Raw genomic sequence first — 12,034 nt, forward strand, 5'->3', positions numbered from 1 at the left:
AACAACCAGGGGGAACGCGATCTGCGAATGACCAAGGTCCAGCAGAAAATCTCGGGCTGTTTCCGCTCCTGGGAGGGTGCTGAGATCTTCTGCCGCATGCGTAGCTTTCTCTCGACCGCCGTCAAGCAAGGGGTGGCGGCGCATACCGCACTGGAGCAACTGTTTGCGGGGGAGGTGCCAGCCTTCATGCAGCAAGAAGCCCCGACTCAGCCAACCGGTGCTGAATAGTTACTTGCTTTTTAGGGGTCTCCCCCTGAAGAGTAGCGGAGCGCCGCCCGCCGGGTGGCCGGCCCGAACATCGTCAGGCACTTATTAAGTAGAAAGCCCCGAGCACATTGTGTTCGGGGCTTTTTGCTGTGCGTTGTGCACAATAGTGGTGTGTGGACAGTGCACGATATTTACGCAAAGCAGGCGGGCTTAACATAATTTATAACAACTCCTTACTCTTCACATCTGGTGTACAACCCTGTGCTCTTTTAGTATGTAATTGAATGATTTGGAGTAATGGCTCAGGAGGAGAACCACATGAATACGACGATCATCAAGAAGCTGGCGACTGCGCTTTTCATTGCGCTGATGGTAGGTGGTCTGGCGGCCTGTGATAATCAGGGCCCCGCCGAGGAGGCTGGCGAAAGCATTGATAACAGCATCGAAAGCGCCGGTGAAAGCCTGGAAGAGATGGGCGAGAGCATCGAAGAGTCTGCCGAAAACTAAATTTGAAAAACTAAATCTGAAAAACCAAGCAATGCATCACCCGCTATCCGAACCTGACGGGTCAAGCATAAAAAAACAGCCGCTGAATCAGCGGCTGTTTTGCGTTGCAGCGGTCAATGACCCGCGTATCAGGCACCCGGGTTCTGTTCGATGCCTTGCAGGTACCAGGGAGCCTGGTCACGCATGGCGCGTGTGAGGTGCCAGGTTTCGTTGAACTCGGTCTGTTCGCCGTTCTCTTCCAGTAGGCCATGGAAGATGACCGTGGCTTCGGCAACGCCGTCGTACTCATTGATATCGCCAAGCTCGGCGAACAGGCGCACGACCTCCGTGCGGTTGTTGGCAGGCTCCTGTGCGCGCTCTTCGCGCAGCAGGTTGTAGAGTTCGGGGGTCACGTACTCCTGAATCTGGCTGAAGTCGTTATTGTCCCAGGCGCGCTGCAGCGTCATGAAGTGCTCCTTGGCGCCGCCGAGAAAGCGCTCTTTGTCGAACCAGTCAGGCGTGTTTTGCAGGCCGCTGGCTAAACTGCCGGGAGCCGCAGACGAAGAGAAGCTGGTGGGAGCGGGGGCAGCGTTACCATGCTGCTCGCGCTGGTAACCCGCTTGCGTGGCAGGACGACGTTGGCGCATGAAGGCGCGGAACGCAAAGATGGCGAGCGCCGCAACACCTACCATGACCAGCAGGTCCATCATGCGCAGCTCATCAAAGGCACCGCCAAAGAATAGTGCTGCCAGCAAGCCACCGGCCAGCAAGCCGCCCATCATGCCACCCATGCCGCCACGGCGTGCTGCGGCAGCGCCTGCCTGACCCTGCTGGGCAGGCTGGGCCTGTTGTTGAGCTGGCGTGCTGGCGGGGCGGTCCGCCGAGCGAGACATACTGCCCACGTTGCCACCACCGCCCATGCGGCGCGCTTCGGCATACTCGATAGCGGCACTCATACCCATCACGCTGACCAGCAGCATGACAAAAAACTGTCGTAACATTGAGGTTTCTCCCTTCAGGATGCAGAAAACGGAAGGCGCCGGGAACCCAGCTCCCAATCCATAAACGAGGGCCAGTGTACCGTGTAACGTCCTGTCTGGGTTATGCTGACACACACTATAAAGACAAAAGTAAGGTGAAAAAGTGCGTATTCAAAAGACAGATAGTCTGCTGCTGCTGATCGATTTCCAGGCCGGATTACTGCCCGTCATCGAGGGCGGCGAACTGGCCATTCGTGAAGCGGCCTGGCTGGCTGGGGTGGCCGAGATGCTGCAGGTGCCACGCTGGCTGACTGAACAGTACCCGGAGCGTTTAGGCGGTACGGCGGCGGGGCTGGTAAAGGCCGTGGGCACACATGAACGATGGCAAAAAACGCATTTCAGCGTCATGGAAGAGCCTGACTTTGCACAGGCCCTCAAAGCGCTGGGGCGACATCAGATCATCGTTTGTGGCACGGAAGCTCACATTTGCGTACTGCAAAGTGTGCTGGGCTTGCGGGAGGCGGGCTACGAGGTGTTCTGGCTGAGCGAAGCAACGGCTAGCCGTCGCCGCGAAGAGGCGCAACTGGCCAAAGCGCGTGCCTGTGCGGCAGGCGCGGTGGCCGTCAGCGCCGACATGGTGGCGTATGAGTGGCTGCACCGCTGTGACACCCCGCTTTTCAAGGAGGTGCACCAGCGCTTCCTCAAACCGCGCTCACCATGGCCGGTAACCTTTTTCTAGCGGTCGCGGTCGGCTTCCTTGCGCGTAAAGACCAGCGTATCACCTTCCGATGCGGCCGAGTCGAAGCGATAACCTGCCACATCGAACGATGTCAGGGCATCGGGGTCGTTGATCTGTTGCTGGATGATCCATGCGCTCATCAAGCCACGGGCTTTCTTGGCGTAGAAGCTGATGATCTTGAACGTACCGTTCTTTTCGTCCTTGAACACTGGCGTAATGATGCGTGCATCCAGCTTCCGAGTGTCGATGGCCTTGAAGTATTCGTTCGAGGCCAGGTTGACCAAAACCCTGGAACCACTGTCTTCAATCGCCTGGTTGAGCGCGGGCGTGAGCACCGGCTTCCAGTAGGCATAAAGATCCTTGCCAGCATCGTTGGGCAGTTTGGTGCCCATTTCCAGACGGTAGGCCTGAATGAGATCCAGCGGGCGCAGCAAGCCGTAGAGGCCTGAGAGGATACGCAGATGCTGCTGCGCAAAGCGGTTGTCTGCCTCGCTGAAAGTCTCGGCCTGCAGACCGGTATACACGTCTCCTTGAAATGCCTGAACGGCGGGCTTGGCGTTATCGAGGGAGAAGGGGGGCTGCCATTCGGCAAAGCGCGCGGCATTGAGCCCGGCCAGCTTGTCGCTGATGCCCATCAAATCGCTCAGCTGTTGAGGTGAATAACCACGCAAGATATCGATCAGCGGCTGGCCATACTCCAGAAAGTCAGGCTGTGTCACCTGATCGGTAGTGGAGGGCGTTTCGAAATCCAGCGTTTTGGCCGGGGAAATGACGCTCAGCATGGCGGGCTCCTTTTGCCGTGACCAGGAATAGGCCACTGCCCCACGCGAACGTGCGGGCAGTGACGAGAAATCGTGCAGCTATTATATCAAGCCTTGGGGTGTGCCAAGGCTATCGGGGTGATAGCGGCAGGGCTATCGGGTGCAGGGGCATCAGGGGCAGGGGTTCGGCATGCGGCGATGAATGTCATCGATGGCCGTGAGCACGTCTTCGTCCAGTTTGAGCCCTTCGCTGGCGAGGTTGCTTTCCAGCTGGTCCATGGTCGTTGCGCCGATGATGTTGCTGGTCAAGAAGCTGCGCGAGTTGACGAAGGCCAGCGCCATCTGCGCGGGGTCCAGGTCGTGCTCTCGGGCCAGGTCCACGTAAGCCTGTGTCGCTGCTTCCGCTTCTGGCGAGGTGTAGCGCTTGAAACGCTCATACAGCGTCAGGCGGCCCTTGGGAGGCTGGGCGCCGTTGAGGTATTTGCCTGATAGAACGCCAAAACCCAGTGGAGAATAGGCCAGCAGCCCGACATCTTCACGATGAGCGATTTCTGCCAGACCCACCTCGAAGGAGCGGTTCAACAGGTTATAGGGGTTCTGAATGGAGGCCACCCGGGGCAGGCCCAACTGCTCCGAAAGATGCAGCATGCGCATGACGCCCCAGGGGGTCTCGTTGGAAAGGCCCACGGCACGAATTTTGCCTGCATCGACGAGTTCCTTGAGGGCCGATAGGGTTTCTTCGAGAGAGGTGGTCTCTTCATGCTCATCGTGCACATAGCCCAGCTTGCCAAAGAAGTTGGTGCTGCGCTCGGGCCAGTGCAGTTGATAAAGATCCACGTAGTCGGTCTGGAGCCGCTCGAGACTGGTGTCGATGGCCTGATGAAGGTGTTCCCGGCTCATTTTGGGCCCACCGCGAATATGATCCAGGCCTGGGCCTGCTGCCTTGGTGGCGATGATCACGTCATCACGGGCACCGCGCGCCTGCAGCCAGGTGCCAATGTAGCGTTCGGTGAGCCCCTGCGTCTCTGCCTTGGGGGGAACCGGATACATTTCCGCCGTGTCGATGAAGTTGATGCCAAACGCAACGGCGCGATCCAACTGTTCGTGAGCTTCGGCTTCGCTGTTTTGCTCACCAAAGGTCATGGTGCCTAAACACAGACGACTGACGTCGATGCCCGTTCTACCCAAGGGGCGCGTTTGCATTGACTCTCTCCTTAATTGAGACGTGATGTGCTCGGGTGGCAAGGCGCTGAGAAGCGCCATATTCGACCACTGGCAGCCATGTTAACGAGGCGCTACAAAAGCAGCAAATCAATAGGGTTGAGTCGGCGCCAAGGCAAGCGTATGCTTGCCAGCCCATTAATCGGCCCAGGGCTGATTTATCGCGTGGTTAGCGGCTCCTGAACGGCGCTAGCCGAAGTTTTCCAAGCAAAAGAGGCAGGGTGGTTTGCCATGCCGCAAGTATCATCGCTGTTGACTCGGCTGGAGTTTCGTCTGGCCGAGCAGCTGTTTCACACGCGTTGGCTGTTGCCGCGCTCGCCGCGTACCCAACGGCTGACGATGCGTCTTTTCAAGCGTTGTGCGGAAGCGGGGCATCCTGATGCCCAGTCGCTGTACGGGCACATGCTGTTTCATCGTAGCGTGTCGCCTCAGGATAAAGCGCGCGGAGCCCGCTATGTATTGGAAGCGGCCCAGGCGGGTGATGTAAAGTCACAGTATCAGCTTGCGTATATCTACGAGCATGGCTGCGTGCAGTATCCACAGCGTGAGGATTACGCGGTGACCTGGTATGCACGTGCAGCTCAGGCAGGCCATTACCTCGCGGCACAGCGCCTGGTGCGCGCCTACCGACGGGGGGAGCTTGGGCTGGTGGTAGACCAGGCCCAGGCTGCCTACTGGCTGAATCTGGCCGAACAACCTTCGCTGGCGGGCCGTCGCGCAGCGGCGTGAGCGGGTTCGCAGCAGGTCGTTGGCCTGCCGATAGACTGATGAGGAAAGCAGTGTCCGAGACGCTACCAACAGTGCTGGATATTGAAGCGTCCGGGTTTGGACGTGGCAGCTACCCGATCGAAGTTGGCATCGCACGTGCCGACGGCAGCTGCTGCGCGTTTCTGATTCAGCCCCTCGAAGAGTGGACCCACTGGGACCCGAAGGCCGAGCTGCTGCATGGCATTTCCCGTGATCGATTGATCAAGGAGGGCTACCCGGTGCGCCAGGTAGCCCACTGGCTGAACGATGAGCTGCGCGAACTTGGCAAGGCGTACAGCGATAGCTGGGGCTACGACAATACCTGGCTATCGCTGCTGTTCCATCATGCGGGCATGCTGCCGCGGTTTCGTCTGGAGGCGCTGCGTATCCTGATGAGTGAAGAGCAGCAGGCGATCTGGAGCGAGACCAAGGAAGCCCTCGTAGCCGAGCGCAGCATCCACCGTCATCGGGCAGGCGAAGATGCGCGCCTGTTGCAGCTGACCTACCAACGTACCCTGGCGCAGCTTGGCCGCTGCTCCTGACTAGCGTAGCTGGGTTTCCATCACATCCAGAAGTTGATCGGGCGTGGGCGCGTCCAGCAGCATGTCACGTGTCGTCTGAGCCATGAATCCGTGACCAACGGTGCCATCCAGGAAGGTCAGCAACGGAGCGTAGAAGCCGTCGGTATCCAGCAGCCCCATGGGCTTGTCGTGGAGACCCAGATACCCCCACGTCCATATCTCGAATAGCTCTTCAAACGTGCCAATGCCACCGGGCAGGGCGATGAATGCATCGGCGTTGGCCGCCATGGTCGCCTTGCGTTCGTGCATGTTGGGTACGCGAATCAATTCGGTCAGCCCGAAGTGCGCCTGTTCGCGCTCCACCAGGTGGTCAGGCATGACGCCGATGACGTCACCGCCAGCATCCAGCGCTGCATTGGCCAACGCCCCCATCAGACCTATCCGTGCGCCGCCGTATACCAGGGTATGACCGCGCTGGGCCAGTGCGCTTCCCAGCGTATGGGCCGCGTGACGAAAAGCGGGGCTGCTGCCTTCACGGGAACCGAGGTAGACACAAATACGAGACATGATAACGAGTCCTTATCGTAAACGGGGAGGGGCGGGGTGCCGCTGTCGACTCAAGCCAGACAGCGTTGAACGTCGTAATGCTCATCCATCCACTGGCCGATCACATTGTGGCCGCACAAGTGGTGTGCGTACTGGGTGTGCAGGCAGCGTACCTGTTGCCAGTTGCTGATGCCGCCAACGCCGCGCTCGGTGAGCACATCGGTGTAACCCAGTCGTGCGACCTCTTCCCGCTGGGCCTCGCTCATGAAATGCCAACGCGTGGCCACGTAATCTTCATGGCTTTGTCGATAGGCGGCGAGAAACTCGGGCTCTTCCTGCAGGCGCTGCTCCAGCGACTTGATGACGCCCACGGCCTCGATACGCGATATCTCGATCTTGAGCAGATCCGAGCAGAGCCAGTACAGGGTAGGAAACGGTTTGTCGTCAACGATGGGGGCCATGCGCAGCACGAGAGGGGTGCCATGCGCATCGGTGGCTGCAACGGCTTCGATACCGCGTGGGGCACGCCCGAGCTGCTGGGTGATAATCGCCAGTTGGCGTTCGTCGGGTGCTTGGTCGGTACGAATAACCATTGCTGAGGGGTCTCACTGTTGATCGTCTTGAACGAATTTGGTCGAACGGCCTACGGCTCTGAAAAAGCAGCGGTTCAACTGCTCCGGTGACGCCACGTAGCGCCACTTCTCTTCGCAGTACTCCGCCGCTCGGGCCATCAGCGCATCGTAGAGCCGATTGAACGGGGCATCATAATCGTAGGGGTCTGCGCCAAACAAGCGGATGTGCGGGTAATCGGCAAAACGCTCCATGAAATAGCGCTCCAGGTCGGCCTCGACGGCGCGGTGCTGCGCCGTATTGTCGGGATCAATCCAGAGATTGTAGCGGATAGCCATAAGGACTCCTGATGCCCCGCCTTGGGTGGCCCATGTCGATCAGGCTGGTGCGGGCTCGGTGACTAAGTGTGTGGAAAGTGCCCGACGCAGCTCTCCTTCGAGGGGGACGGCACGCTTGGCATGATGGTCATAATGCACCATGACCGTGTGTCCCAGGTTCGTCAACGTTTCGCGTTGGCGTGCTTCCTGGGTCACGGTGAAGGAGCTGTTGCCCAGCCGAGTCAGGTAGGTACGTATTTCGATATCGTGGCCATAAAACAGCTCAGCGCGATAATCGATCTCCATGCGCGCCATGATCAGCCGCCACTGGCGTGGATTCAAATCAGGGGTGAAGAGCTTGAAAAGATCATTACGCGCCAGCTCGAACCAGGCGGGCAGGCGGGTATTGTTGATATGGCCCAGAGCGTCAGTATCGTAAAAGGCTGGCTCGATGATACGTGTAAACATCGCTTTATCCTTGTTATGGAGGTGTCAAAATACCTTGTCAGCATTCACCCAAGCGAGCGCTTGGTCAAGCGCGGCGTCGATGATACCAGGCAGTGAGCTGCATCCAGCCCAGCAGCCAGAGCGTCGCCACGGCAAACCCGGCCAGCGTGCCCCAGAAAAGTCCCAGCGTGTCGTAGGTATAGGAAACGCATAACGTATAGCACAGCAGTGAGCCCAGGCCCATGGGGTAGTGCTTGATGACCGTGGCCACGGGCGCATGGCCGTGGTTCAAGTGCAGGATGAGTAAAAAGGGCAGCATGGTGACAGGAAACGCGGCCAGAGTCCCCGCCCACTCCGGTGGAACCCAGTGGGCGATCCGGGTGATGGTGAAGATGATGACGGTGGCCAGCGTGGCGCGTGCCAATAATGCTGACCAGGAAAATGCCTTTCCGGCCGAGCTTTTGACATCGGGCACCGCACGAAATAGCCAGCTGAACAGCACGATGGCGCACAGCGTGACCAGTGTCCCGGTGACCCGCGTAAAGCTGAACTGTGCCAGCAGCGTACTGACGGCCAGCCAGGCAGCGAAACCGCCCAGTACACCGCCGAGTACGCCCGGCATGCCGGGGCGGCGACCCGCCACGATATAACCAGCTCCAAGGGCCATGGTGGCGGTAAAGCCTGCCAGGGTATGGACGGCGCTTGCGCTGGCAAAGTCCGTAGAGATTTCCAGGCCAATGAAAAACAGCGCCAGTGCCGTGCCCAGGGGGTAGCCCGAGAGCAACCCGGCCAGGCGTGGGCTGGCGCGGACGGCAACCGCGCCCAACCCCAAGACCATGCTGACTGACAGCCCCAGTTTGGCCAGCTGCCAGGTGAGCGGAACTTCTATCATGCGGCGTTTTCCTTGCTTTATTATGTGATTTCTTAGTGGTGTGACAAACGTGCGAGGCTCCAGACCGTGACGCGGACGACCCCCTCAAAAAAGCATGCGCTTTCACCGCCCCCCAGGCCGACGTGCTGTGAGCTATGTCAGCGCGACACCTCACTGACCAGGCACCACCTGATCCCCCGCACGCTGCATGACAAGCCGCGTTACCAGAAGCGGCATAGCCGTGAAGAGCGGCTGACGGCGATCGTCTGGATCTGCCACGCCTGCCATAAGCATGTTCATCGCCTGTATAGCGAGCGTGAATTGGCCGACCGCTTTGCCAGCCTGGAAGCGCTGCAAGCAGACCCAGAGATTCACGCCTTCGTGACGTGGCTGGCCACCAAGCCAGCAGGTTTCAAGCCCAAATCGCCGGTGCGTAAACGCCGCTGAACCCGTTTTCACTCAGAGCCTAAACCAGGCGTAGCCCCTGCTGGTCCTGCCAGGCCGCTTCCAGCGCCTGCTCGAGCGGTGCCTTGAGATGCTCGGGCAGTGCGGCGTGGGCATCGTTCAGCGACACGAAGTCACGGTTGCGCAGCCAGCAGTAGGCCCAGGCGCACGCCTCTTTTTCGCTTTGTGGCACAGGGCGGGCGGGCATCTGATTGAGCAGGAAAACCGCCGTACGTGGCGCCCAGAGCGGTATTTCAGCAGTGCTTTCCTCGCTCCACTGCCGGAGCGTGGCGCCGTTGGGAGTCGACTCCGGCGTGCCCAATTTGGCTACCCGTGCCGTTTCCGCCAGAATCAGCGCCAACTGATCGACATCAGCTCTGCCCAGTGACAGCCACTGACGCAGCAGCGCCGGGAGTCCTGTACGCACCTTGGTATAAAAGTCATCTTGCGGCATGCTGCGTGACTACCTCGTAAACATAAGTGAGACCGATCATGGCATTCGATTTTGCCACGCCTGTTGAGCGACGCGCCCCTGCTGGAGGTTATGCATCCCAAAAATGGCACCGCTTTGGTGCCGACGTGTTGCCGCTGTGGGTGGCCGACATGGACTTTCGCTCGCCCCCTGCCGTGATAGACGCGCTGCGGGCACGGGTCGATCATGGCGTCTACGGGTACGGCGAAGTGCCCGCCAGTTTGGCCGATACTCTCTGCCAATGGAGCGCCCAGCACTATGGCTGGACGATTGAGCCGAGCTGGCAGCAGTGGCTGCCAGGCGTGGTGCCGGCGCTGCACTTTGCCGCCATGGCGCTGACCCAGCCAGGCGAAGGCATCTTGACGGTCGCCCCGATCTATCCCCCCTTCATGGCGGTGGCTGCCCGTACAGGGCGCGTGGCGCAGCAGGCGATGTTAGCCGAGCCCGCCGCCCCTGGCGAGCCCTGGACGCTGGATATTGCCGCGCTGGAAGCGGCCATTACCTCACAAACGCGGCTGCTGCTATGGTGCCATCCCCACAACCCAACGGGGCGCGTCTGGTCCACAGAGGAACTGACGGCCCTGGCAGCGTTGGTGGAGCGCCATGACCTGTGGGTGGTCTCGGATGAACTGCACTGTGACCTGCTATTGGGAGAGGGCGACAAGCATCGCCCGTTGGCGGCCAGGTTTCCCACCCTGGCCAAGCGCACCATCACGCTGTGGGCACCGTCCAAAACCTTCAACCTGGCCGGGTTGACCAGCGCCTGTGCCGTCATTGCCGATGCTGAGCTGAGAGAGCGCTTTGCCACGGCCACCAAAGGGTTCTTGCCCGATGGCAATGTGCTGGGACTGGTGGCTGCCGAGGCTGCCTACCGTGACGGGGAGCCGTGGCGGCAGGCGTTGCTGGAGGTGCTACGCAGCCATCGGGCAGTGCTGGAAGCACGCGTGGCCACGTGGCCGGGTGTCTCGCTAAGCGCGCCAGAGTCCACTTATCTGGCGTGGCTGGATATGCGTGAGGCGGGTCTGGGGACGTCTCCCGCTCAGGCACTGTTGGAGCAGGCAGGCGTGGCGCTATCGGACGGTGCGGCCTTTGGTTGCCCGGGGTTCGTGCGGCTCAATTTTGGCACCACCGCTTCCCAGCTGGAAGCGGCGTTGTCACGCATGGATACGCTGTTAAACGCGTGATGCGCTGTGCCAACTGTGCAGCATCAATAAAGCAGGGCGAACAGCTTGCGGCGGTAGGTGACCGTCAACGGGTGGTCGGCTCCCAGCGCATCGAATACCTGCAGTAGCGTCTTGCGGGCCGCGTCGTTGTTATAGGCGCGGTCCTGCTTCATCAATGCCAGCAGAGCTTCCAGGCCTGCGTCGTACTGGCCATCGGCCACCTGGCGCAGCGCCCGCTGGTACTGCGCTTCGCTATCCGCGCGCTCGCCCAGCGCGGCGATCTCTTCTGTTGAAAGCGCCTGCTCGCTGAACTCGATGCTGGCGCGCACGCCACGGGCCGGTGCCGCATCGCGCTCCTCTGGCGGCAAATTGTCCAACACACTGCGCGCTTCGTCACCACGGCCTTCGGCGACCAGCGCTTTGGCCAAACCTACCTGATAGGCGTAGTGCTCGGGATATTGGCCCATCAGCGTTTGGTAGATCTCCCGTGCGCCAGCGGCGTCGCCAGCGCCCAGGGCTTCCTCTGCCTGCTCTTCGGGGCTGGGCGGTGCGTCACCGGGGGCAGGGAAGTAGCGATTGAGCCACTCGCGGACTTCCTTCTCTGGCAACGCCCCCTGGAAGCTATCCACTAGGCCCCCCTGGCTTACCAGTTTCACGTCTGGCACCGAGCGCACGCCAAGCTGGCTGGCAATTTCCGGGTTGGCTTCCACGTCCAGCGTGGCCAGCAGAAATGCCCCGGCATACTCGACGGCCAGCTTCTCGAGTACCGGCATCAGATTTTTGCACGGCTCGCACCAGGGAGCCCAGCAATCTAGTAGCACAGGTACCTGCATGGACGCTTCCAGCACCTGCTGAATATTGCCCGCGTTCAGCTCGATAATGACCTCTTCGCGAGTAACGGAGGGGCGCTCGCCCTGTGCAGCAGTGCTCTTGCTGGTCGCGGGGTCGGCCGTCAAAGGGTTGCCGGTGCGGGGATCGATAATCGACATGGGTAAACTCTGCATCGCGTGAAAAAGGGATTACCTTTGGATATGCAGGCGTGAGGCGGAGGATTCAAGCAATGCGTTGGAAATAAAACGTTGGCTGCATAAGTGATGCGCACAAAAAAGCCGATCCTCGAAAGAAGAGTGCTACACGGCAGAGGAAGCTGCATCGTGACCATGTTCATGGCATTGCCTTTCGTGTGCTTGGTGCCGTGTTTGTACGTTTGCCCTCTGTTCAAGAAGCTCGGGTATCCGGGTATCGTCAGGTGGTCGATCCCACTACAGGCGGTACACACGATCAGTACCTATACAGTATCAAGGTCACCCGGACTCAGTGGAAACGAATCCACTTTGATCTGCTAGAGCAGGTCGATCCGGTGGCAGCTGTTGAGGTGTTTACGCTTCGCCGTGACATGACCCCAACAGGCATCTTTAGAGACATTGAGCCGTTTAGGCGGGTCTAAAACGCCTCCCGCCAATAATGAATTGATGAATCAGAAACCACACCCCGGTGGGTGCCAATCTCGATGACGGCTTGCTGAAAAGTGCGTGCGAGGCC

At 59.9% G+C, this 12,034-nt stretch carries 16 protein-coding genes and 1 pseudogene; 7 read left to right on the forward strand and 10 right to left on the reverse strand.

Translation table 11 applies throughout. From position 1 onward, the window contains the following. Together CWI66_RS16345 and CWI66_RS16350 are read left to right on the forward strand one after the other, a co-directional pair. Positions 1-228 (forward strand): annotated as a pseudogene (locus tag CWI66_RS16345) (IS66 family transposase); the annotation flags it as partial. A gap of 297 nt (positions 229-525) precedes the next feature. Continuing rightward, on the forward strand, positions 526-714 hold the full coding sequence (locus CWI66_RS16350; protein ID WP_016915953.1) for a hypothetical protein: 189 nt from the start codon (positions 526-528) through the stop codon (positions 712-714). 128 nt (positions 715-842) lie between these two features. On the opposite strand, the gene CWI66_RS16355 is transcribed toward CWI66_RS16350, so the two are convergent. Further along, positions 843-1,694 carry a Tim44 domain-containing protein gene (locus CWI66_RS16355; protein ID WP_100732265.1) on the reverse strand — a complete coding sequence of 284 codons (852 nt, stop codon included), beginning with the start codon at positions 1,692-1,694 and terminating at the stop codon, positions 843-845. Between the two features lie 142 nt (positions 1,695-1,836). Between CWI66_RS16355 and CWI66_RS16360 the strand changes: the two genes are divergently transcribed. Next, on the forward strand, positions 1,837-2,412 hold the full coding sequence (locus tag CWI66_RS16360; RefSeq protein WP_100732266.1) for an isochorismatase family protein: 576 nt from the start codon (positions 1,837-1,839) through the stop codon (positions 2,410-2,412). Here the strand turns inward: CWI66_RS16360 and yaaA are convergent. Further along, positions 2,409-3,194: a peroxide stress protein YaaA gene (gene yaaA, locus CWI66_RS16365; RefSeq protein WP_016915956.1), complete on the reverse strand. Its 786-nt coding sequence runs from the start codon at positions 3,192-3,194 to the stop codon at positions 2,409-2,411. The two genes, CWI66_RS16360 and yaaA, sit on opposite strands and share 4 nt — an antisense overlap. Before the next feature lie 150 nt (positions 3,195-3,344). Next, positions 3,345-4,376: an NADP(H)-dependent aldo-keto reductase gene (locus tag CWI66_RS16370; RefSeq protein ID WP_016915957.1), complete on the reverse strand. Its 1,032-nt coding sequence runs from the start codon at positions 4,374-4,376 to the stop codon at positions 3,345-3,347. 249 nt (positions 4,377-4,625) lie between these two features. On the opposite strand from CWI66_RS16370, the gene CWI66_RS16375 reads away from it, so the two are divergent. Together CWI66_RS16375 and CWI66_RS16380 are read left to right on the forward strand one after the other, a co-directional pair. After that, the gene (locus CWI66_RS16375) at positions 4,626-5,123 is read left to right on the forward strand and encodes a tetratricopeptide repeat protein (RefSeq protein WP_016915958.1); all 498 of its coding nucleotides are present in this window, start codon (positions 4,626-4,628) and stop codon (positions 5,121-5,123) included. 50 nt (positions 5,124-5,173) lie between these two features. Beyond that, entirely contained in the window at positions 5,174-5,683 is a 510-nt protein-coding gene (locus CWI66_RS16380; RefSeq protein ID WP_026001954.1) for a hypothetical protein, read from the forward strand. Here the strand turns inward: CWI66_RS16380 and CWI66_RS16385 are convergent, their stop codons facing one another. The 5 genes from CWI66_RS16385 to CWI66_RS16405 all read right to left on the reverse strand — a co-directional run bounded on the left by CWI66_RS16385 (position 5,684) and on the right by CWI66_RS16405 (position 8,434). Then, positions 5,684-6,229, reverse strand: a complete 546-nt coding sequence (locus CWI66_RS16385; RefSeq protein ID WP_016915960.1) for an LOG family protein — start codon at positions 6,227-6,229, stop codon at positions 5,684-5,686. A 50-nt stretch (positions 6,230-6,279) separates the two neighbouring features. Continuing rightward, on the reverse strand, positions 6,280-6,801 hold the full coding sequence (locus CWI66_RS16390) for a DUF501 domain-containing protein (RefSeq protein WP_016915961.1): 522 nt from the start codon (positions 6,799-6,801) through the stop codon (positions 6,280-6,282). 12 nt (positions 6,802-6,813) lie between these two features. Beyond that, entirely contained in the window at positions 6,814-7,116 is a 303-nt protein-coding gene (locus tag CWI66_RS16395; RefSeq protein WP_016915962.1) for a hypothetical protein, read from the reverse strand. A gap of 39 nt (positions 7,117-7,155) precedes the next feature. Next, the gene (locus CWI66_RS16400; RefSeq protein WP_016915963.1) at positions 7,156-7,563 is read right to left on the reverse strand and encodes an acyl-CoA thioesterase; all 408 of its coding nucleotides are present in this window, start codon (positions 7,561-7,563) and stop codon (positions 7,156-7,158) included. 64 nt (positions 7,564-7,627) lie between these two features. Continuing rightward, a complete protein-coding gene (locus tag CWI66_RS16405) occupies positions 7,628-8,434 on the reverse strand; it encodes a hypothetical protein (protein WP_016915964.1) in 807 nt (268 codons plus the stop codon). 66 nt (positions 8,435-8,500) lie between these two features. Between CWI66_RS16405 and CWI66_RS16410 the strand changes: the two genes are divergently transcribed. Further along, the gene (locus CWI66_RS16410) at positions 8,501-8,860 is read left to right on the forward strand and encodes a hypothetical protein (RefSeq protein WP_100732267.1); all 360 of its coding nucleotides are present in this window, start codon (positions 8,501-8,503) and stop codon (positions 8,858-8,860) included. Between the two features lie 19 nt (positions 8,861-8,879). On the opposite strand, the gene CWI66_RS16415 is transcribed toward CWI66_RS16410, so the two are convergent. Next, the gene (locus CWI66_RS16415; protein ID WP_100732268.1) at positions 8,880-9,311 is read right to left on the reverse strand and encodes a hypothetical protein; all 432 of its coding nucleotides are present in this window, start codon (positions 9,309-9,311) and stop codon (positions 8,880-8,882) included. Positions 9,312-9,349: 38 nt separating this feature from the next. On the opposite strand from CWI66_RS16415, the gene CWI66_RS16420 reads away from it, so the two are divergent. Continuing rightward, entirely contained in the window at positions 9,350-10,513 is a 1,164-nt protein-coding gene (locus CWI66_RS16420) for a MalY/PatB family protein (RefSeq protein ID WP_100732269.1), read from the forward strand. A 23-nt stretch (positions 10,514-10,536) separates the two neighbouring features. Here CWI66_RS16420 and CWI66_RS16425 read toward each other — a convergent pair whose 3' ends face one another. Beyond that, positions 10,537-11,481 (reverse strand): tetratricopeptide repeat protein, encoded by a 945-nt coding sequence (locus tag CWI66_RS16425; protein ID WP_100732270.1) that lies wholly within the window; start codon positions 11,479-11,481, stop codon positions 10,537-10,539. Positions 11,482-12,034: the final 553 nt, after the last annotated feature.

This window comes from Halomonas sp. 141 (genome assembly GCF_002810305.1).
In the GTDB taxonomy this organism is placed as follows: domain Bacteria; phylum Pseudomonadota; class Gammaproteobacteria; order Pseudomonadales; family Halomonadaceae; genus Vreelandella; species Vreelandella stevensii.